This is a genomic window from Candidatus Binatia bacterium, from assembly GCA_026415395.1.
Lineage (GTDB): Bacteria > Desulfobacterota > Binatia > HRBIN30 > HRBIN30 > HRBIN30.
Genome location: JAOAHD010000007.1, coordinates 230,940 through 253,222 on the forward strand (window position 1 = coordinate 230,940; position 22,283 = coordinate 253,222).

Here is a 22,283-nt window from a genome sequence, read left to right on the forward strand (position 1 = left end):
GCGAAACGCAACCCGTAGGGGCGACGCATGCGTCGCCCGCGGTGCCACAGTGCAGCAGCCTGCGCGGCAGGGGGCAGTGTAGCGCCTTGTCGGCGCTCGATGCCCTTCAGTTTCGGGTGGAGTCGGGAGCGCGAATCGCGTAAGTAGCCTGCCGTCGTGAAACTCGGTGCACCAGAAATTTGGCTCGGTGGATGGCTGCCTGTGGGGCTGTTGTTCGGTGCGGCACTGGTGGTCGGTCAACCGGCGGTGGGCCAGAGCGCAGTTGTGGAAAGTTTTGAGTCGCTCGAAGGTTGGAGCACGCACGCTTCGCAAAATGCGCATGTGGAGTTGGCGCTCGACGAGGGCGTGAGCGGCAAGGCGTTGCGCGTGGATTTCGAGATTCAGCCGGGCGGGAGCTTTGTGATTATTCGCAAAGCCGTGCGCTTGAAGCTGCCGAAGAACTACGCCTTCAAGGTGTGGATCCGTGGCCAAGGGCCACCCAATGACTTGCAGTTCAAACTCATCGATCCCGCGGATCGCAACGTGTGGTGGTATCGCCAGCGCCCGTGCCACTTCCCGGCAGAGTGGCGCCAACTGACGATTCGCGATGTGCGCGTGGAGTTTGCCTGGGGCGACTCTCCGGTGGCGCAGCCGAGCGAGGTAGGTTTCATCGAGTTTGCCATTGCTGCGGGCAGTGGCGGCCGCGGCTCGTTGTGGCTGGATGAATTGACTTGGGAGCCCCGCAAGCCTCCCAAAGGGCGCGTGCCAAAGCCGCGCGTGGAGGCTTCGACTTCAGCGCCGGGCAATCCACCCGAATATGCGGCGGATACCGATCCACACACCGCCTGGCGGAGCGGCGTGCTGCAAGCGGCACAGTGGCTCCAGGTCGATTTTCAAACACCGCAGGAATACGGCGCCATTGTCATCGACTGGGACGCGCTCGACTACGCCGTCGTGTATCGCGTGTTGGCGTCCACCGATGGAGAACATTGGTGGACGTTGTTCGCGAGTGAGCATGGTAACGGTGGGCGGGACTACATTCCCACCGGCGAGGCGGAATCGCGCTGGATTCGGGTGGAGATGGAGCGCAGCAGCCGCGGTCAGGGATACGCGATCCGCTCCTTCGCTATCAAACCGTACGAACTTGCAGCCTCGCCCAATGCCTTTTTCGCCACTCTCGCCGCCGAGGCCCCTTCGGGGTTATACCCGCGCTACTTCGTGCCCGAACAAGTCTACTGGACTTCCGTGGCGCCCCCCGAAGGAGGGCGGCAAGCGTTGCTCAGCAGCGACGGAGCGATCGAGCCGGTGGCAGGCGGCTACTCCATTGAACCCTTCGTGTACCGCAACGGTACGTTGTTGAGCTGGCGGCAGGTGCGCTCCGTTCCGGAAGTCGCCAACGCTGCGGTGCCGATTCCGCGCGTGGTTTGGGAGCACGAGTGGTTTCGCCTAGAGGTCGAGTTGGCTGCCGGCGGCGGGGGCCGTGGGCAGGCATTTTATGCGCGTTATCGCTTGGAAAGTCGCGTTGCTGACCCGGCGGAGTTTACCCTCTTTCTCGCTGTGCGGCCGTTTCAGGTGTTGCCCCCGTGGCAGAATCTCAACCTGGTCGGCGGGGTGAGTGCGATTCGCACGCTTGCGTTCGACTCGCGCACGATCTGGGTCGACCGCAAGCCCGCGATTGTGGTGCAAACGCCCGGGGCGCGCTTCGGTGCCGCGTATTTCGAAGAGGGCATGGTGACGGAGAGCTTGCTCCGCGGCACGCTGCCCTCGCACAGCGAAGTCATGGATCCGCTCGGCTATGGCTCCGGGGCGCTGGAATACAAGTTCACCTTAGCGCCGGGCGGAAGTGCGGCGGTGTATTTGGCCATGCCGTGGCGTGCGGAGGACGTTGCCGAGTTGCGGATTGCGACCGACGGCGCCGAAGCCGCGTATCAGCGGCAGTTCGAGCAAGCCGAACACGATTGGCAGCGTGTGCTCGGGCGCGTGCAGTTCGACCTGCCCCCGACCGCGCAGGAAATCGAAGCGACGTTGCGGGCCGCCCTTGCGCACATTCTCATGCACCGCAGCGGTCCGGCCCTGCAGCCGGGCCCGCGGACGTATGCCCGCGCGTGGATTCGCGACGGCGTGACGATGGCGAGCGCCTTGTTGCAACTCGGGGTAGTGTCGGAAGCGCGTTCCTTCGCGCAGTGGTTTGCGCAATACCAACTGCCTGACGGACGAATTCCCTGCTGTGTCGATTGGCGCGGGGCCGACCCGGTTCCGGAACACGACAGCAATGGGCAGTTCCTGTTTCTCGTGGCGGAGTACTACCGCTTCACCCGAGATGTCGGATTGGTGGCCGAACTGTGGCCGCACATTCGCGCGGCGGTGGAGTGGATCGAACGAGCTAGGGCGCAACGCATGACCTCGGAATACCAAAGCGGCGACAAACGCCTGTTTTACGGCTTGCTGCCAGAATCCATCAGCCACGAGGGCTACGCGGCCCGGCCGGTGCACTCGTATTGGGACGACCTCTGGGCATTGCGCGGCATCGACGATGCGAGTCGCTTGGCGGCGGTTGTTGGAGAGAACGAGTTGGCGGCGCGCTGGGCGTTGTTGCGCGACGGGTTCCGCTCCACGCTGGTGACTTCCATGGTGGCGGTGGCTGCACGGCATAAGCTCGAGTACTTGCCTGCCTCGGTGGAACTTGCCGACTTCGATCCCAACTCGACTGCCATCGCGCTGTATCCGGTGGACGTTGCTTCCGCTCTGCCCCGCGAACTCGTGGAGAAGACGTTCGACCGATACTGGCAGGTCTTTCAACAACGCGTGCAAGGGGTGGAGCCGTGGGACTCCTTCACGCCTTACGAATTGCGCAACGTACCGGCCTTTCTTCGCTTGGGCAAACGCGAACAAGCGTGGGGGCTCTTGGAGTCGCTGCTGCGCGACCGGCGCCCTCTGGCGTGGCGACAGTGGCCAGAAATTGTGTGGCGCGATCCGCAGTGGCCACGCTTCATTGGCGACATGCCGCACGCTTGGGTGAGCGCGTTGTTCATCGAGGCAGTGCGGCATTTGTTCGCGTACGAACGCGGGAGTGATGCCGCCTTAGTGGTCGGTGCGGGAATCCCCCGCGACTGGGTGGAAGCGGGTGTGGGCGTGCGGCGGTTGCCGACGCACTACGGTATCCTGCACTTCCGCGCTGAGGCCGTGGATGGAGGGCACTGGAAAGTCCGCATCGGTGGCGACCTGCAAATGCCGCCGGGAAGAGTGGTGTTGCAGTTGCCGGTGCCACCGCCCCTTCGGGAAGCGCGCGTGAACGGCCGGGCAATCGCGGATCTCGATCCCAAGGAAGTCCGCATTGGTGAGCTGCCCGCCGAGGTCGATCTCGTCCTGGCGGAGGAAGGCTCGTGAGGCGACAGACGCCTCTATCGGTGCCCTTGCAGCCAGGGGGAGCGGTGTTGTCCAACGGCCGCTTTTGGAGCTTCGTCTCCCGGCGAGGAACGGGCAGCGCGTTCTTCCAGTTCGATGAACAATGGATCCAGACCTATGGCTGGCGTCCGGACCTTCCCCAAGATCACCTCGGCTGGCTGGTGTACTTGCGCGACCGGCAGAGCGGCGCCGTGTGGTCTGCCACTCCAGCACCGCGCCCCCACCCTGAGGCGCGGTATCATTTCCAGCGGCACGCGGGGGTTGCGGCATTCGCCTGCCAAACGCCGCCGTGGCAAACACAACTGGAGGTTTGGGTGGACGGAGCGCGTCCACAGGAGCACCGGCGGCTGCGAATCAAAAATCTCTCCTCGCAGGCGCGGGCCATCGAGGTGACCACCTACCTCGAAGTTGTTCTGTTTCCCTTGGCTGCCTTCGTCGCCCACCCCGCATTTGCAAAATTGTTCGTTCAGACAGAGTGGTGCCCCGCGCACCAGTGCTTGCTGGCGCGCCGCCGCCCCCGTTCAGGCGCGGAGCGCTGGCCGCTCCTGTTTCTCGCTGCTGTGAACGGTGAGGTTGCGGAGTACGAGACCGATCGCCTGCGCTTTATCGGGCGCGGGCACACTCCGGAGGCACCGCGGGCACTTACTGAGAAGACGCCGCTTTCGTGCACCGCTGGTAACGTGCTCGATCCGATTTTTAGCCTCCGCCACGTGGTGGAGTTGGCTCCCGGCGAGGAGGGCTCCCTCGACTACGTGTGTGGTTTGACGGAGGAGGAAGCGCGCTTGCCGGAAGTGCTCGGCGGCGGCGAGCCGCCGGCTGCGCGACAGCGGCGCAAGGATGCGGAGGAGTGCCACCGTGAACTGATGCGCGGTGCCGATTTGCAATTGCAGGAGGCGAAACGCGCAGAAGCGCTGGCTGTTGCGCTGCTGTATCGCAGCCCCGAGTTGCGCTCGGCGGTCGCGTTGCCCGGCCGCGAGCTTGCGCAGGAAGTGCGCACGAAAGTCGGTGTACGCGATGGGCGCATGGTTTTCGTTGCCGTGGGCGAAGAAGAGTGGTGGGAGCGGGTTGGTCGCTATTGGCAGCATGCCGGGCTCCCGATCGATGTGTGGGTTGCTCGGCCGGGTCTCGAACAAACGCTCGTGCGGCCTGCGAACGATCCGCAAAGAGGCGCAACCCTGAGTGCCGACGAGTTCGCGGCGTTCCTGGCGATTGCGGATGGATACTGGAGCGGAGAGGCGCGCCGCAGATGGCAGCGCCCAGGCAGGCGGGTAATACCGCAGGTGCAAGCCTCCGGAGAAAGCGCAAGTGGCGAAGGCGAAATTTCCGGCCTCGAACTGTGGAACGGGTTTGGTGGGTTTCGCGACGGCGGGCAGGAATACGTCGTGCCCGTTGGCGAGCGGTTTGGCCCGCCTCTGCCGTGGGTGAACGTGATCGCCAACCCAGAGTTCGGCTGTTTGGTGTCGGAGCGCGGAGCGGGGTTCACGTGGAGCTGCAATAGCCGCGAGTTCCGTCTTACAGCTTGGTCGAACGATCCGGTGACCGATCCGCCGAGCGAGTGCCTGTACCTGCGCGACGAGGACACGGGCGCATTTTGCTCGCTGTTTCCCGCACCGTGTGGTCCGGGAAGATTCGAGGTGACCCACGGGCAGGGATTCAGTCGATGGCGGACGCTGTGGGCGGGTGTGGAGTCGACGGTCACCTGCTTCGTGCCGCCGGATGAGTCGTTGCGGGTTTGGTGGATCGAGTTGGTGAATCACACAGCCGAGAGGAAGCGGCTGTCGTTGTGGGCGTACCATCAGCTCGTTTTGGGTGCTGATCCGTGGACGCAGCGCAGTACAGTTCGCACCGAGCTCGACAGCGATACGCCCATCCTCTGGGCATACAACCCGGCAATCGAATTGTTCGAGCGGCGGGCCGTGTTTGCTGCGCTGGTGAGCGACCGCGCGTGGCGCAGGCAGGTAGCGGCGGGGGACCGGCTGTGGTTCCTGGGCGCGGGCGGCTCGCTGGCCGCACCCGAGGCGCTCCAGCAGCGGACGTGGCGGAACAGTGTTGTGGGCGCGGGGCTCGACCCCGCAGCCGTGTTGGGAGGGAAATTGTGGCTTGCGCCCGGGGAACGTTGGCACGGTGCAGCCTTGCTTGGTGCGACTGACGACATGGCACAAGCGCGGCGTTGTGTGCAGGAATATCGCAGTGACGAACACGTGGGCCGTCGGTTTGCAGCCACGGTGCAGTTTTGGGACGAGCGGCTGTCCGAACTGCGTGTGGAAACGCCTTGGCCGGACCTCGACCTGCTGGTGAACCGCTGGCTGTTGTATCAGGCGACCAGTTGTCGGCTTTGGGGGCGGTCGGCCTTCTATCAATCGGGTGGCGCCTTTGGGTATCGCGACCAGTTGCAAGACGCGTGTGCTTTACTCTGGAGTCACCCGGAGGAGACGCGGGCGCAAATTCTTTTGCATGCCGCGCACCAGTTTCCGGAAGGCGATGTGTTGCACTGGTGGCATCCTCCCTGGGAGAAAGGCACGCGCACGCGGTTTTCCGACGATCTGTTATGGCTCCCGCTGGTGACCTCGTGGTACATCGATTTTACGGGCGACGTTGGGATCTGGGACGAACGCCGCCCGTTCGTGCAGGCTCGCAGCCTGACCTCCGAGGAAGAGGAGGCTTACCTTGCGGTAACGCGGAGTACGGAGACGGCGACGTTGTACGAGCATTGTTGCCGTGCCATCGACCGGTCGTTGACCCGCGGGCCGCATGGCTTGCCGCTTATGGGCACCGGAGATTGGAACGATGGCATGAACCGGGTGGGCCGACAGGGAAAAGGCGAAAGCGTGTGGCTCGGGTTCTTCCTTGCGGAAATTCTCGCCCGTTTTGCCCCGGTGTGCGAGGACAGGGGCGATGAAGCGCGGGCGCAGCGGTATTGGCAATACCGCCGCGGGCTGGTGGAAGCATTGGCAGCGCACGGCTGGGACGGTGCGTGGTATCGTCGTGCGTACTTCGACGATGGCACCCCGCTAGGCTCGGCACAGAACTCCGAGTGTCAGATAGACGCGCTCGTGCAGGCCTGGGCAGTATTGAGTGGAGTGGCTTCGCCGCACCGAGCAATGCAGGCGCTCGCGGCGGTGGAAGAAAGGCTGGTCGACCGTGAGGCGAAGATCATCCGACTTTTGGCTCCGCCGTTCGATCGCATGCCGCGGGATCCCGGCTACATCAAAGGATACCTGCCGGGCATTCGCGAAAACGGCGGACAGTACACGCATGCGGCGGTATGGGTTGTGCAGGCCTTCCTGCATGCGGGGTTGCTAGAGCGGGCGAGCGAGTTGCTGCGCTATCTCCTCCCGACGGAGCATGCGCGCGATGCTGGCCAGGTCTGCCGGTACATGGTGGAGCCGTACGTGGTGGCTGCGGACATTTATGGAGAGGATCCCCACCGCGGGCGCGGTGGATGGACGTGGTACACTGGCTCGGCGGGATGGCTCTACCGCCTGATTGTGGAGACCTTCCTCGGCGTGCGACTCGAGCGCGGCCGCACGCTCGTCGTAGAACCGCGGGTTCCTGCGGCGTGGCCTGGTTTCCGAGTTCGGTGGCGGGTGCCGCTCACGGGGGAGCTGTATCACATCGAGGTCGAGAACCGGGCGGAGCTGGCGGCGTCGCCCCTCCGCGCGTGGCTCGATGGTGCCGCGCTAGAAGTGAATGGCGAGGCTGTGCGGGTGCAGCTCAAGAGTGATGCCGCAGAGCATGACCTTAAAATTGTCCGCACAGTGGAGTCGCCCGGAGAGCGGGAACGCCCGAAGTGAGCGCGCAAGACTCGCCTTGCCCGGCGGAGTTCCATGGCCGGAGCTTTCGCGTCGAGTGGGGTCAGAGCTTGACGGACGCCGTGTGGGAAGCGGCGACGGGGCCCGTTTCGGTTGTTGCGGCTAGGTCAGCACGGTCGAAGAACTGTGCGGCCGCTTCTTCGGCAAGAGAGTGGAAGATTTGCTCGACCGCCTTGGCCGTATCGGCCAGATGCTCGCTGGCGCCTTGTTTGGCGAGGAGTTCGAGTTGAATAGTTGCATCCACCGCTTCATCGCATCCGAACACCGCTGCGGAGCCGCGTAACGAGTGCGCGACTGCTGCGACCCGTTCGAGCTCGCCGGCTTTCAAGGCGCTGCGCAACTCTCGTAAACGGCGCGGCAAATCAACAAGAAACAAACCAACGATTTCGCGGAGAACATTCAAGTCGCCGCCGGCAGCCGCGAGCGCGCGGCGTTTATTGAACGCTGAAAAAATGGGAGAGTTCCGGTTGTCGCTCAACATGGCTCCTCCTCAGCGCAAAACGTCTGTGCCGCGGTGATGGCCTCGCCGCCCTGTGCGGCTGTGGCCGTCGTGAGTTTGAACCCGTACGTCAACCGCGCCAGGCGCGCCGCACGGGTGAGCAGCTCGGACTTTGAAAAAGGTTTCTGGAGGCAGAGATCATCCGGTCCCAGGGTTTCCCGCAGGCGGGGATCGAGCGGATCGAGAACGGTGACCGCGAAGATCGGCACGAATGCGGTGCGCAGCGAGGCGCGGAGCCGTGCGATCACTTCGAAGCCGTCGATCCCTGGCATGACCATATCCAGAACGATCATGTGTGGCGGGTCTTGTGCGATGAACGAGAGGGCTTCTTCGCCGCTGGCTGCCAAGCTCACGCGCACGGGCAGGCTGCGGAAGGCGTTTGCCATGCAGTGGCGCACATCGGGTTGGTCGTCGACCACCAAAACATGTAGCTGGGTCGGCGGCGCGCCCACGGGTCGAGTGCGCAGGAGGGGACCCGTGGGCGCGAGGGGGGCCGCCGTGGGTGCCGCGGGCGCAGGGGTCGCGGCTGCGCCGCAGCAGGAGCAAACTGGTTGCGAAGCGTGGAAACGCCCGCCGCAGTTGCGGCAAAGGCGCCACAGGGGCAGCTTGCAGTTCGGGCACAGAGTGGTCCGATGCAATGCTGTGGTGCGGCAGCGAGGGCAGGCGAACTCGCGGGTCTGCCCTTGCGGGAGGAAACGAGTCGGGGCAAGCGCTTCGGGCGGCTCGAGCACAAGGTAGAGGGTGCGCTGCGCAGGGTTTTCGTCGAGCTCGCAGATCCAGCGCCAAACTCGACCGGCGACGGTGAGGGTGACACCCTCCTGCCGAGAGGAGTTCAAAGCGCTGCACGCGCCAGCGAGCCAAGCACCTACCCAGCCGGGCAAGTTGAAAGCCGGTGCCCAGCCCGAGGGCGAGCGATGAAACACGGTAGTCCACCCCCGTGCGGAGACGACTGCCACCTCTGCCGCGGCATTTGCCGAGGCGTCTGCGAGGAGCAGCGTGGCCAGGCGTTTGGCCCCAGCGGAAAGGTCGCCGTGCTCGCAGGCAGGCGCTTCAGTCGGCGCGGAGTTGTTTACGGGAGATGCAGCAGAGGTGATGCGCTTCATGTACCATGCCAGGAGTCGATCGCCCTCGTACAGCCGAAGTTGTGCCGCGTGCACGTCCGCTTGGGGCGCAATCGCAACCTCCACCGGGCGGTGGGCTGCAAATTCCAAAACGTGGCGGGTTTCGCTGTCGAGCGGATGCGTGGCGGCGACCCGCAGCACACGTGCGCAGGCCGCGAGCGGAACGCAGCCGTAGCGGTGTGCTAGTTCAACTTTGAGATGCTGTGCGAGCTGCGGGTCGACCGTGATGTCGCACGAGTCGACGTACGGCATCCGTGCAAGGCGCGCCAGGCTCGCGGCCACCTCCTCTTCCGTTGACTGCGCAAGCAGCCCGAGGGCGGTGGGCACACGAGGCTCGCCGACTGTGCGACTGTTCGCGGGCGAGAGGACGGAAGCGTTGCCTCTCACCTGCTGGTCTGCCTCGAGTGCCTTTGGCTGTACGCGACTGCCTGCCACGCGACTGATCTCCTTGCGCCGAATAGGCAACCAATAGTTGTGCCATGCGTAGCCCGGTTCGCTGTGAACTTTTTCGCCGCGCTCAGGCGAGTCGGCTGGTTGCGTTGGGTGGCAACGGCTCGTTGTTATCCGTATGAGCGTCGTATTCCCGACACTTAGCCGGGTGCGAACAGGAGAGAGGAAATGGTTGCCGGGAGACTGCTCATCCTTGCGGTTGCGTTGTTCGCGATTTGCGGTTGCGGTAGCGATGACGAACCGCCGTCCTCGGTTGCCTCCTTGCCGAAGCTCACGGCGCGTCGGGGTGCGGACGCGGCAATTTACGATGCTGCAGGGCGGCAGGTGCTACTGCGCGGCGTGAACCTGAACAGCTTGGGCGACTACTACCAGGACAACCCCGCTCTGCCGCCTGTGTTGCCGTTGAGCGAAATGGATTTTCGCCGAATGGCGGGCTTTGGCTTCAATGTTGTGCGGCTGATTGTCTCTTGGTCCGCACTCGAGCCGGAACGGGGCCGCTGGAGTGAGGCGTACATTGGTCGGATTCGGCAAGCAGTGGCGATGGCGAAGGCGGCGGGATTGTATGTGGTGTTGGACATGCATCAAGACGCGTGGGGCAAATTCATAGCAACCCCTCCAGGGGTGAATTGCGGAAGTGCGCGGGAGCGGGCGATTGGTTGGGACGGTGCACCCGAGTGGGCGACGATTACCGACGGCCGGAGCACCTGCCGGACTCCAGGAGTGCGGGAACTTGCCCCTGCGGTGGCGCAGGCCTTCGAGAATTTTTATTCCGACCGTGACGGCATTCAGACGGCGTTCGTGGCAACTTGGGCGTACCTGGCCGCAGCATTTGCGCAAGAGCCGGCGGTCGCCGGCTACGATTTGTTCAATGAGCCCCACTGGGGGAACAACATCGTTGGTGCGGGCACGAAGCTTACGGGGCTGTACTCGCGGCTGATTCCGGCCATTCGTGCCGCGGAGCAAGCGGCCGGTGGCTTCCCCCATATCATCTTTTTTGAACCGGTGGTGTTGTGGCCTGTCGATGGGATGCTGCCGGACCCGGCGGTGATGGACGACCCCCATCTAGTGTTCGCACCACACAACTATGCCGAATCGATCACTGGTGCCAATCCGCTCTCCATCGAGCAGGTATTCGAGCGGGCTCGCGCAGATGCCGAGCGCTACCAAGCCACCTTTTGGATTGGCGAGTACGGTTGGTTTTCCGACCCGCCAGCGAACAAAGCGCGGCTCCTCCGCTACGCCGCGGAAGAAGACCGCTATCTGGTTGGCGGTGCGTGGTGGCAGTGGAAGCAGGCGTGTGGCGATCCGCACAGCATAGGCATTCCCGGGGGTACGCCGCCGAGCCTGTTGATCCTCTTGCGATATTCCGCGTGTCCCGGTGACGTCGACCTCGGCTTCGTGCCGGAATGGATCGAAGTGCTTTCTCGCCCTTACCCGCGTGCTGCTCCCGGGCGGTTGCTCGCGTTGGCCAGCGACCCCTCAAGTGGCGAGTTGGAGATGCACGGGGAGACGGCCACGCCAGGCGAAGCAGAACTTTGGGTGCCGCATCGGAGCGGAACGTTGCGAGTGGATGGTGACGGAGTCGGTGAAGTGCGGAAGGTGGCGGTTCCGGGCGGGGTTCGAGTTTCGGTGGCGGTGGCCGGCAGCTATCGCGTGCGGGTGCGTTGGGCTCCGTAAAGTGCGGTTCGACGTCGAACCTGACGTTGACGGGTGCCGCCGTCAGCGCCGCCGCTCTGCAAAGGCGGGCGTGTGCTGTGCCACGAGCTGCTCGATAAGTGATACGAGCTCGCTTTTGGCCACGGTGGCAGAAAGCGCGTGGTCGTCATCCACCTCGATGAGGTGGACGAGCTCGGCCGTGCCCGTGCGGGCCAAGGTGCGGCTGTCGTCGATCGCGACCACGGTATCGCGCGTTCCGTGAACGATCCACACCGGCACGCCCGGCGGCAAAAAGCGCGGAACGTCGTAATGAAACACGGCTGGGGCGAGGAGCATGGTCGGTCCGCTCCAAGCTTTGCGATGCAAGAGCGCCACCGCCACCGCCCCTCCAAAGGAGGAGCCCACCAGAACATCGGGTTGGAATTCCGCGAGCACCTTCTGGTGCAGATCCACGCAACCCAGAAAATCGCTGGTGTTCATGGCGGGGGTGATCGCGTCGAAGTGCTCGGCAAACAGCCGCGCTTTGGTGCCTTGCGGGCTTCCTTCGAGACCGTGAATGAACTGCAGGCGAATGCGGCGCATGCGGCTCTAGTTGCCGCAAAAGTGGCTGAAGAAAAAGCAGGGCTGGTCTACTTTCGCGCGGGTTCTTGTGCTTGGCTGTCGCCGGAGGATTCGCAGGGAGGACGAAGATGAAGCCGTTGGATCTCGCAGTTGTGGATCACTTGCTCACGACAACGCGCTCGGTGCGCAAGCGCTTGGATCTCAGCCGGCCTGTGCCTTTGGATGTAATCGAGCGTTGCATCGAGATTGCGATCCAGGCCCCGACGGGCTCCAACGCGCAAAACTGGCACTTTCTGGTGGTGACCGATGCGGAAAAACGCGAGCAGTTGGCGAATCTCTATCGGCAGGCGTTTTCTTTGTACCGCCAGATGAACGTGAATGCCCCGCAATTGCGCGAAGGGGACCCGCGTCGCGAGCAAACATTGCGCATCGTCGAGTCGGCCACGTACTTGGCGGACCATCTTCATGAAGTCCCGGTTCACGTCGTGCCGTGTATCGATGGGCGGGCGGAGCAGGGCCCGGTGGTGATGCAAGCCTCGCTGTACGGCTCGATCTTGCCCGCAGTGTGGTCGTTGATGCTGGCGCTGCGGTCGCGCGGGCTCGGTTCGGCTTGGACGACGCTACACCTCATGTACGAGAAAGAGGCGGCCGCGGTGTTGGGAATTCCTGAGCACGTCACGCAAGTCGCGCTCTTACCGGTGGCGTATTTCACGGGCGAAGATTTCAAGCCTGCGAAGCGTTTGCCCGTGCGAAACTTCATCTCGCTGAATTCGTGGGGAACTCCGCTTCCAGAGAGAGCAGGCTGAACGGCCGCGCAGCCCGGAGGGCAGGTTATAGAGACGGGGCGCTGGTACCGATTTCGTGACGGCTTGCGGCCCGCGGCGTTTTCCGCCGCGTGGGAGGTTGCGGATCGCTAGCGGCCTTTGAAGACGGGATCGCGGCGCTCGATAAATGCCTGGACGCCCTCGCGCAGGTCTTCCGACTGGGCAACGATCGCTTGTGCGAGCCCTTCTTCTTCGAGGCACGTTTCCAGGTCGCCGTCGAGAGAACGGTTGAGGAGCCGCTTCGAGAAGCCGAGAGCGATGGTGGGGCCGCGCGCCAACCGTTCGGCCCACGAGCGGGCGGTGGCTTCGAGCTGATCCGCGGGCACAACCCGGTTTACTAAGCCCCAGCAGTGAGCGTCTTCCGCGCTGAGGTCGTCGCCGAAGAACACCAGCTCTTTAGCGCGCTGCAGTCCGATCAAGCGCGGAAGCAAAAAGGCACCGCCAGCATCGACAGCGAGACCACGCCGCACAAAGATTTCGATGAAGCGGGCCTCCTGAGCGGCGATGACGAAGTCCGAGGCAAAGGCCAGGTGAGCGCCAAGCCCAGCGGCAACGCCATTGACGGCGCAGACCACCGGTTTCTCCAACTCCCACAGGGCGCGGATCAAGCGCTGCGAGCTGCCTTTCATCACCAGGCGGGTAGCGCCGGGGCCTTGCGGACCCTGCCCCCGCGAACCGGAAAGATCAGCGCCGGTGCAAAAGCCTTTTCCCGCACCGGTGAGGACGAGGGCACGGATATCGGAATTGGTTTGCGCGTCGTGAAAGATGCGGATGAGTTCTTCGCGCATCGTGGCGTTCACCGCATTGCGTTGCTCCGGGCGGTTGAGCGTGACCCAGGCAACGTTGTTCTCCAGCTTGTAGGCAACCGTTTCGAACTCGGGCATGGTGCTCACTTTCCAAAACGATTCAGGGTGGCGGAATCAAAGAACGTTGCAGGGAAACGGACTTTGCGGTCGTTGGCGATATCCTTGCCCGGAGGGGTCAATCCGCCGAGGGTGGCGCGGTTCAGCTTGACGTTTTCCGCGCACTGGAACGAGAAGTGGGATGACCACTGGTGCTCCACTGCCCCGTCAGGGCGCTGGTTCTTGTCGCGCTGGTAGGCGACGATTTGCAACGTATTCAGATGTTCGCCATTCCAGCCGAATTTGCGGTTCCATGCGCCTTGGTAGGTTTCTTTGTCGATGTGCAGTTCGATTCGGCCGTAGAGGTAGTATCGGTCTTTGGGCACGCCTTGTATGATCCAGACTTTGCGCTTGGCGAGCGCAGCGCGCACAGGAGCCCAGGCGATGCCTTTCCAGTCGGGTGTTTGGAAGCCGACGACTTGAAGATTCGTCCATACCGTGCGCCAGCCTCCTTCGGGCAACCAGTAGCGCTGTGGCATGCGTTCGAAGCTCTCAGGGTCGACGATGCGCAGCGTTTCCCCTTCGCCGACAAACGACCATGTAAAGTCCTCCGGTTTTCCGTCAAAGAAGGGGCCGTCGTCTTGACTCATGTCGGAGCCGAGGAAGCCGTCGGACCGATTGGCAGGGCTGACCGCGCGCACCCGGCGCAAGGCGGGAACGTAGGTCCAGTTAGAGTCGCGCTTGTTGGAGTCACGGTAGCGCCAGGTCAGCGAGGCGGTTCCGTGCAAATCCGCAGGGGATGTGGCCACGGCCACGAACTGCATGGAGAAGTTGTTCGGGTTGGGGAGCCGGTAGTCTGGGTCCTGTCCGTCGTAGTACAGAAAGTACACATCTTGGATGGCTTCGCGGTCCACGCCGTCGGGTCTCACCCAGGCGAGCAAAATCAGGTTATGGCTGCTGCCCTCGTTCCAGTACTGGTAGAAGAAGTTCCACAAGATCTTCACTGCGGCGGCGGGGTCTTTGCCTGGGTCGATGTCGGGGAACGGCAGTCCGTAGACAAATGCCGGTTGGCGGCCGGTGGCCGCGTCGATGATTGTGCCCTCTGGACTCGTGGTGTAGCGACCACGATTGGCCTCGCTGGCGGCTAGGAAGCGCGGGTCCCAGCGGTAAATGCCCTCTGGCCAGTCAATGATTTTGTTCTGGTAATGGCCCTCCCGGTAGTGGCGGAGAATTTCCGGCGGTAACAGGTTTTCCGCAAGCTGCCAGTTGTCCTTGCCCAGCACGCTGCCCGGGGCAAGGCCGTTGGGGTCTGCCGCCTGGGCTATGCGCCCAGAGAAAATCGCCAGGGTGCTTGCCAGTGCGCAAGCGCCGACAAGCCGCCAGGACTGCAGCTGTGCCCTCATCGCGCTCCTCCTTCTTGGCGAGCATACATTCAACGACCCGCTCCAGCTTGCAAGAGGATGGCTTCTGCTCGTTGCTCGGCCCGGGCAACGGCGAAGCGCGGGCGGAGCAGCGAAACCATGGCGGGAATGAACAGCAGCGCACCGGCGGCATGGAAAATCATGAGCAGCATGAGCACGAAGGCCATTTCGGCCTGAAATTTCAGCGGGAAGAAAAGCCAAAACACCACGCTGACGACCAGCGTGGTGCAAGTAAAGATGATTGCTTTGCCTGTAGTGAGGATGGCGCGGCGGTTTGCTTCGTCGAAGTCGGCAGTTTCTTCGTACTCCTCGACGATGCGGCTGAGCACGTAGTAACCGTAGTCAATGCCGATCCCGATCCCAACGGCAGCAACCGGCAAAGAGTTGATGTTGAAGTCGATGCCGGCGAGGTACATCACCGCTTCGCTCAGGGGCTGGGCAACGATCGAAGGGATCATAACGATCAGCGCCCCAAGCACCGACCAGTACGTGAGGAAGCTCAAGATGAACACAACGCAAAAAATTAAGGGTACGTTGACGCGATAGGACCACTCGACCTCTTCGTTTGTGGCCGCCAGAATTCCCAGCAGGCCACCGGCCAGCAGGTAGCGAACGCTATCGTCGGGCCGACTGTGCTCGGCGATGTATGCCTTAGCGCGGTCGAGGGCGTTGTGGATGATGTCGTTGTTGTAGTTCCGGTAGAGGATCGTGATGGTGGCGTTCGTGTAGTCGGGGCTAAAGAAGCGATCCATCTCGCCGCGGCTTGTCCCTGCGGTCAGCAAGTAGAAAAGCTGGCCGATATGGTCGTCGCGCGTGGGCAGCATCTCCCACTTTGGATCGCCTTCGCGGAACGTGCGGTAAATTTTCTTCAGCAGGGTGGCGGCAGTGATATTGCCGTTTGCGCCTTCGCCTTGGGTCATGTGGCGGGCAAACAGCTCGATGTCGTTCAGGGTTTTCGCATCTTTGATGGCCTCGGGTTTTTTGCCCTCAGCGATAATGACGAGTTGGCTGGCGACCCCAACGAACTTCTCGTTCAACTTGCGGAAGGCGACGTTGTACGGGTGGTCGTGGTACAACAAAGCGGCACCCGGTTCGGTGTCGCCCGTTTTGAGTTTGTGGGCGAAGTAGACACCGAAGGCCATGGTCACGGCAAACAAAGCGACGACGAACCAGCGCATGCTGCCTTGCCCCATGGCGATCAGCGCCCGGCTGATACCTTCGTAAATGGCGTCCGAGATGCGGCGACCGGGAGGATGGCTTTTGGGGGGCTTGACGAAGGTGAGGATAATCGGGTGCAGAGTGACGACGCTCAGGAAGATGCTGATGATCCAAAAGCTCGCTACGAAAGCGAGCTTTTGCATGAGCGGGATGCTGGCCACGGCAATGGTGAGGATGGCGAGCCCGTCGGCAACAATGGACACCATCGCCGGCGGGAAGAGCGCGCGGTAGGAGCGTACGATGGCCTCATGTTTATTGTGGGTGAGGAAGTACTCGTCGTGATAGCGCTCCATCGATTGCACGGAGTGGCTGAGCGCTCGGGCAGTAATCAGAACGAAAACCACCAGCACCAAGGGATCGAGCGTGAAGCCGCAGAGTCCAGCGAAGCCGAGGCCCCAGATGGCGCTCATGAGCCCGGAAAACACCGGGATCAGCACGCCCTGGAGAGAGCGGAAGTAAAACCACAAGAGCAGAACGATGGCGATGCCGGTGGCGAGAAACACGTAGCCCATCTTTCCCAGGGCTTCGTTGAAGTAGGCGTAAAGCACCGGGGGGCCGGATACGTAAATCTTCACTAAGCCGTCGGCTTCTTCGCGCTTGACGATGTCCTGCACCCGCTGCCACATAGTGTTGAGGTCGAAGTATTCCTCCCAGAAGCCGGCAGTGATGAGGGTGGCGGTGTCGTCCGGCGATACGAAGAAGCCGCGAACGCCCTCGGTCGTGTACACCTTTTGCCGCAGGAACTCCATGTCTTCCTTGTCCTGTGGCAAGCGAGGGTACATGAGCGGCACCACTTTGATGCCGGATCCCGACGTGAGCGTGGTTTTGAGTTTCGGGTGGGTAATCGACAGGACTTGTTCGCCGTTGACTCCCGGCACATTGTGCAGGAGATCGACGGTGATGCGGTCCACCTTCTCAATGATGCGCGGATCATCGAAAATCGTGCCCTTCGTGGCCTCGACCACCATGACCAGTTGGTTCGCGGTACCGAACATGTTGCGATACTTGATGTACAACTGGATGTACGGGTGGTTGGGGGGCATCAAGTCGAAGAAGCTCGTGAAGATCGTGAGCTGGGTGGCGGTGAACCAAATGAAAAACAGCGTGCCCGCGCCCACGACCACCGAGACCAGCAGCCGCCGACGCAGCAAGAAGTACAAGTAGCCTTCGATCCACTCTCGCGGCAGCATGGCTAGCGACCTTCTGGTTTGATCAAACGCTGACCATCGACGCGCACGGTCAGCCCACCCGCGCCCACGAGCATCCCAGCGCCATTGGACACGAGCGCCACGCTGCGGATCCAACCGAGCTTCCACTCGCCGGGCACTTCCTTGCGTTGCCAGGTTTGACCGCTGTCGGTGCTGAAAAAGATCGTGCCGATGTCGCCCACGGCGACTCCGATGCGCCCATGGATGACGATGTCATAGAGGCTGGCGTTTTCCAGTTGCTCGGCAACCCCGACTTGTTCGAGGCCACCGATTTCCGGGTCGCCACGCAAAACTGTCCAGGTTCGCCCGCCATCGGTGGTGTGGAGAATGAGCCCGTCCAATCCACAGGCCCAACCGCGCTTGGTATCGGTAAAATGGACGCCGAAGAGCGTCTTGCCCACACCGGTGTCGAGTTCTTCCCAGGTATTGCCGCCGTCTTGAGTGCGCAGCACCACGCCAGTTTCCCCCACTACCCAACCGTGTGAGGCATCGGGCCATGACTGGGCGTAGAAAATGACGTCGCGGTCGAAACTGCGATCCTGCCACGTCCTTCCGCCGTCGCGTGTCACGGCCATTGCACCCCAGTCACCGACGGTCCAAGCGGTGTTTGCGTCGATCGCCGCAACGTGGAACAGGTGCTTTCCTAGGCTCGCCTGTTTGGTCCACGTTTTCCCACCATCCTTGGTATGGAGGATGATGCCGGTGCGGCCGACGATCCAGCCGGATTGCCGGTCGACAAACGCCACGCCGAACAGTTGTTCGAGAGTGCCGGACCGTTGGGCTTGCCATGTTCGGCCGCCGTCTGTGGTGTGGTACACGGAACCAAAAGCGCCCACCACCCAACCTTCGTCCGGACTTACGAAAGCGGTGGCATAAAGGTTGTCGACCACGCGGGTGGAAGTTGCAGCGGCGAGGGGGTGTGCGGTAGCCATCAAGTTTAGCGCCGCTGCCACGAAGGCGGACCACCAAGGGATTCTGCGCTGAGACATCATCTGCTTCACAGCCGCGCTCACAGTCGGAACAACTCCGCCTTATAGGGCGCCCCTTGGAAACGAGTCAACCAGAGTTCGGCGAACGCCCGCTTTGCCGCAAACCAGCGGAAGCGAGTTGCTGCGGGATCCCCGGTGCGCGCCGCTACCGAATTTACAGCGCGTGAGCTGACCCCTGGTGTCGTGCATCCCTTTCCCCTCCCTGTTGCGATGTTGGAATGTTCCTCGAGCGAACCGGGCCTCGCATCCCGGTTGCGAGCAATTTCCGGTCGAGCTCTCGCACGATCGTTTCCATGAGTGCGAGAGAAAAATCGAGAGCGGACGACTCGATACGGGTCCGGTGATCCTCCTTGGAGTGCAGGCCCCGCGGTAGGGCGAACGGAGGTACGAAGCTGAACAACGTTGCTGCCGGGTAGCCATAGCGGCGCCACGCCCAGCCATCGGTGAGGCCGATCAGTTCGACAGTTTCGATCGGCGAGCTGCGCAGCTTGCGATGCGCCGCATCGACGATGGCGACCACCTCTGGGCTGGGAGACGAGCCGCTCAGAAATCCACGTTCGCTGCCTAGGACACGCACTTCACTCGAAGCGCCCAACGGATCGAGATTGACGACGCGTACGGGCCGCTGCCCATTTCCGGGTTGCCAACTGCGGAGTAAAGCGTGCGCGCCTTGCGCGGCTAACTCTTCGCCGGAGAAGAACACCAAGTGCACTTCCACCGCTTGCGGGGGCGTGGCTCGGAGTTCGTGGGCCAAGCGTGCCAGCACGGCACAAGCCGCGCCATCGTCGAGGGCGCCGGGGCTGCGCTCGCTGAGGAGTGCCCCGCCGCTAAAGACCGCGGCAAGCGCCAGCGCATAGATGGCACCGATCCAACCGAGAATGCGGGCCAAGGCCTGGCGGCCGGCAGATAAGTTGCCTGCTTGGTGGGCCACGAAACTTCCCAAGGCCACCGCGCACATTAACAAGGCAGCAGGTGCTGCAAAGACCAAGATCGGGGCACGGGTCACGTGGTCGAACAGATCGGTTTTCGTGTCCAAGTGAGCCGAGAACACGAGGGTCTCGACGGCTTCCCGATTGGGCAGCCGGGCAACGACGTTCGGTTGCGAAAAGGGCGCAAACCAGGAAAGGGGTAGGCGTAAGTCAATCTGAGCCACGGCGGCCAGCGGAAGGAGTAAGGCCAAAAGGGCAGCCCAGCCGAAGCGATGACGCCACATGCACATGGCGTAGCCGAGCCCTCCGCAAAGAAGCGCAATCCCAAGCATCCGTTGTTCCAGCGGGTAGGCCGTGTACCAGTGCTGGGCCGCTTCCCACCCTTCCTGGCGCAAATACTCCGTGAGCCAATGAGCGGTGGCGAGCAGCTCCGCGCTGCCGTTTTCCCGGGGTGTGCTGGCGAGGGAAGAGAGCAGCGCGTCCCAGCTTGTAGGCTCCGCCACTGCAGCCGCAATTGGCAGGAGGATGCGCCTTTGCACCGTGTGCCGCTCTCCCTTCCCGAAAAACACGCCGCCCGGCATTAACAAATGTTCGTTTCTTTGTCATGCTAGGCGGCAAACAATTTGGAGAGCACGACCATGTTGGACCTGAGAATCGACAACGGGCTGATTGTCGACGGCACCGGAGCGGAGCCGAAGGCAGGGAGCATAGGCATTCGCGACGGCCGCATTGTTGCCTTGGGTGAGATTGGCAACGGGGCGCGTGCAACCATCGACGCCACCGGGTTAATGGTTGCGCCCGGGTTTATCGATCCGCACACCCATTACGACGCGCAGATTTGGTGGGATCCGGCACTGACGCCTTCGAGTTGCCACGGGGTCACGACCGTGATCGGTGGCAATTGTGGATTCACGCTGGCACCGGTGCGTGGGGACAGCGATTCTGACTACCTCCGCCACATGATGGTAAAGGTGGAGGGCATGCCGCTGCCGGCGCTGGAGAAGGGTGTGCCCTGGAGCTGGCGAGGCTTCGGGGAATACTTGGACCAGCTCGCAGGCCGGGTGGCATTGAATGTGGGTTTTCTCGTTGGCCACTGCGCACTCCGGCGAGCGGTGATGGGCGAAGGAGCAGTGGGGCAAATGGCACGCCCGCGCGAGGTTCGCGCCATGGTCAGTTTGCTGCACGAAGCCCTCGCTGCAGGGGGCTTAGGTTTTTCTTCTTCGCAAGCATTTACCCATGCGGATGGGAATGGGGAGCCGGTGCCTTCTCGGTTTGCGGCGCCGGATGAGATGCTCGCGCTGGCACGGGCGACCGGATCGCACCCTGGGACGACGTTGGAACTCATCGTCGATGGCTGTCTCACTCAGTTCAGCGACACCGAAGTCAACCTCATGGTGGCCATGTCGCGCGCGGCGCGCCGTCCCTTGAATTGGAACGTGCTCGGCATCTCGGCGGCTAACCGCGGGCGGCATGAACATCAACTGGCGGCCGGCAGTCGCGCCCAGGCCCAAGGGGCACGCATTGTTGCCTTGACCATGCCCATCTTAGGCGGCCTCAAGATGAGCTTTCTCGAACACTGTGCGCTCAACTCGCTTCCCGGATGGGGAGCCGTGCTCGGTCTGCCCGTACCCGAGCGTTTGGAAGCGCTGCGCAACCCCGAAACACGCCGCCAGCTTCGCGCCAGTGCAGAAAGCGTCACGGGCGCATTAGCCAGTTTGATCCGTTGGGGAGCGTATGAAATTGGCGATACGTTCGCCCCGGAAAATCAGGGTCTAACCGGTCGCACGGTCGCGGAGATTGCCCGCGAACGCGGTCGGGATCCTTTCGATACACTGTTGGACATTGTTGTGGCAGATGATTTGCGCACGGGTTTGTGGCCACAACCTGCTGACGACGATGAAGAAAGCTGGCGCTTACGCTTGCAAGTGTGGCGCGATCCGCGCGCGATGTTGGGCGGCTCGGATGCTGGGGCTCACCTCGACCGCATGTGTGGAGCCCGCTACCCGACGGCGTTTCTTGCGCAGAGTGTGCGTGAGCGTGGCTTGCTCTCGTGGCAGGAAGCGATTTACCTCATGACCGATGTGCCCGCTCGCTTTTTTGGACTCAAGGGACGCGGCCGTGTGGCTGAGGGATATTTTGCGGACCTGGTGCTGTTCGACCCGACGAGCGTTGGCAGCGCGCCAATTCGCTCGCGGAACGACTTGCCAGGTGGGGCAGAGCGCCTGTACGCGGAAGCAGTTGGGGTGAAATACGTGCTCGTCAACGGGGTTGCGGTGGTTGAGGATGGGCGCCTGACCGGAGCCATGCCTGGCACCGTCCTCCGCTCGGGTCGAGACACCCGCACCGTGAAGCCATAGCTTCACGTACTCGAAAGGCGGCAGGCGCTTCGAGGGTGGGTTGCCCCCGGATGTGTCTGCTTTCACTGTGACAGCACCGGCGACCTCTGACTGAGAAAGTGGGACGGGGCAAGCAACTCCCGTTCTGGGCTAGCGCCGAGTATTTCCCGCGTTTCTGCCAATTTTCGAGAAATTTCTATCGACTTTTGCAGGCGATCTGGGTTGATTTGTGAACATGGGCTTGACTGAGAACGATGTGCAAAAACTGTTTGGTCTCTTGGATGAGCGGCCAGCGTTAGGCGCCCGATTAAGCGGTCTGCTTTTGCTCGACGAGCTAGAGGAACTCCCAGGGGCAATGGCTCGTATGGCCGAATGCGCAAGCGCGCGGACGAGCGTTTGGCCAAGGTCGCAGAGGTGCTGTTGTCCCTGACGGAGAGGTCGGATGCTCTGGCTCAGGGCCTGGCTGAAGCTGCTGAGCGCGAGGAGAAGCGACGCTCTGAGATTGATGAGCTCTTCCTCCACTTAGCAGAGGAGTTTGCGGAACTTACCGAGCAGGTCCGCGCACGGGCCTCACACGTCAGCCAGCTCTCTGAGCGGACGGGCCAGCTTGCTGCTCGGGTGGACGATCTCGCGCGACACATGCAACAAGTGACGGTACGGGTTGAGGAGCTCACCCAGCAGATGCAGCAGCTGCCCGCGCGAGTGGATCAGCTTACCGTACGGTTGGACCAGCTTACCGCCCGCGTGGACGACCTTACCCAGCAGATGCAACAACTGACGTCGCGGGTGGACGAGCTGTCAGCAAAGGTATCGACATTCACCGATGAGATGCGTCACTTAGCTGAGGCGCAGCAGCCGCATGCAAGGTGCGCTAGCGGAGTTAGCGCAGGACCTACGGGCGATGGGTTCTCGGCTCACGAGAGAGGTCGCCAAGCTCCAAGGGTGGCAGTTGGAGCAGCGCGACTTTGAACGCGCACCGTCTTACTTCTCCCCATTGCCCGGCAAAATCCACCCTCTTGCCGCTGAGGAACTG

At 62.6% G+C, this 22,283-nt stretch carries 14 protein-coding genes; 6 read left to right on the forward strand and 8 right to left on the reverse strand.

Annotated features, from left to right (window positions below; all coding sequences use genetic code 11):
• The first annotated feature begins 156 nt into the window (after positions 1–156).
• Positions 157–3,366 carry a discoidin domain-containing protein gene (locus tag N3C12_05655; GenBank protein MCX8071919.1) on the forward strand — a complete coding sequence of 1,070 codons (3,210 nt, stop codon included), beginning with the start codon at positions 157–159 and terminating at the stop codon, positions 3,364–3,366.
• Positions 3,363–7,178, forward strand: a complete 3,816-nt coding sequence (locus N3C12_05660; GenBank protein ID MCX8071920.1) for a glycosyl transferase — start codon at positions 3,363–3,365, stop codon at positions 7,176–7,178. The genes N3C12_05655 and N3C12_05660 overlap by 4 nt, the downstream gene beginning before the upstream one ends.
• A 61-nt stretch (positions 7,179–7,239) precedes the next feature.
• Here the strand turns inward: N3C12_05660 and N3C12_05665 are convergent, their stop codons facing one another.
• Positions 7,240–7,677, reverse strand: coding sequence for an Hpt domain-containing protein (locus N3C12_05665; GenBank protein MCX8071921.1), 438 nt, complete (start codon positions 7,675–7,677; stop codon positions 7,240–7,242).
• A complete protein-coding gene (locus tag N3C12_05670) occupies positions 7,671–9,251 on the reverse strand; it encodes a response regulator (protein MCX8071922.1) in 1,581 nt (526 codons plus the stop codon). The genes N3C12_05665 and N3C12_05670 overlap by 7 nt, the downstream gene beginning before the upstream one ends.
• A 183-nt stretch (positions 9,252–9,434) precedes the next feature.
• On the opposite strand from N3C12_05670, the gene N3C12_05675 reads away from it, so the two are divergent.
• Positions 9,435–10,943: a glycoside hydrolase family 5 protein gene (locus N3C12_05675; GenBank protein ID MCX8071923.1), complete on the forward strand. Its 1,509-nt coding sequence runs from the start codon at positions 9,435–9,437 to the stop codon at positions 10,941–10,943.
• A gap of 42 nt (positions 10,944–10,985) precedes the next feature.
• Here N3C12_05675 and N3C12_05680 read toward each other — a convergent pair whose 3' ends face one another.
• Positions 10,986–11,504, reverse strand: a complete 519-nt coding sequence (locus tag N3C12_05680) for a hypothetical protein (protein ID MCX8071924.1) — start codon at positions 11,502–11,504, stop codon at positions 10,986–10,988.
• 107 nt (positions 11,505–11,611) lie between these two features.
• Between N3C12_05680 and N3C12_05685 the strand changes: the two genes are divergently transcribed.
• Complete coding sequence (locus N3C12_05685) at positions 11,612–12,289, forward strand: nitroreductase family protein (GenBank protein ID MCX8071925.1); 678 nt, start codon at positions 11,612–11,614, stop codon at positions 12,287–12,289.
• Positions 12,290–12,396: 107 nt separating this feature from the next.
• On the opposite strand, the gene N3C12_05690 is transcribed toward N3C12_05685, so the two are convergent.
• From N3C12_05690 to N3C12_05710, 5 genes are all read right to left on the reverse strand, one after another.
• Entirely contained in the window at positions 12,397–13,191 is a 795-nt protein-coding gene (locus N3C12_05690) for an enoyl-CoA hydratase (protein MCX8071926.1), read from the reverse strand.
• A 5-nt stretch (positions 13,192–13,196) separates the two neighbouring features.
• Entirely contained in the window at positions 13,197–14,552 is a 1,356-nt protein-coding gene (locus N3C12_05695; protein ID MCX8071927.1) for an outer membrane lipoprotein-sorting protein, read from the reverse strand.
• Positions 14,553–14,581: 29 nt separating this feature from the next.
• Positions 14,582–16,978, reverse strand: a complete 2,397-nt coding sequence (locus tag N3C12_05700) for an MMPL family transporter (GenBank protein MCX8071928.1) — start codon at positions 16,976–16,978, stop codon at positions 14,582–14,584.
• Between the two features lie 2 nt (positions 16,979–16,980).
• Positions 16,981–17,949, reverse strand: a complete 969-nt coding sequence (locus N3C12_05705) for a YCF48-related protein (GenBank protein ID MCX8071929.1) — start codon at positions 17,947–17,949, stop codon at positions 16,981–16,983.
• A gap of 190 nt (positions 17,950–18,139) precedes the next feature.
• Positions 18,140–19,495: a M28 family metallopeptidase gene (locus tag N3C12_05710; protein MCX8071930.1), complete on the reverse strand. Its 1,356-nt coding sequence runs from the start codon at positions 19,493–19,495 to the stop codon at positions 18,140–18,142.
• Between the two features lie 57 nt (positions 19,496–19,552).
• Here N3C12_05710 and N3C12_05715 point away from each other — a divergent pair, with 57 nt between their 5' ends.
• Together N3C12_05715 and N3C12_05720 are read left to right on the forward strand one after the other, a co-directional pair.
• Positions 19,553–21,271: an amidohydrolase family protein gene (locus N3C12_05715; GenBank protein ID MCX8071931.1), complete on the forward strand. Its 1,719-nt coding sequence runs from the start codon at positions 19,553–19,555 to the stop codon at positions 21,269–21,271.
• 351 nt (positions 21,272–21,622) lie between these two features.
• The gene (locus tag N3C12_05720) at positions 21,623–22,219 is read left to right on the forward strand and encodes a hypothetical protein (protein ID MCX8071932.1); all 597 of its coding nucleotides are present in this window, start codon (positions 21,623–21,625) and stop codon (positions 22,217–22,219) included.
• The last annotated feature ends 64 nt before the right edge of the window (positions 22,220–22,283 follow it).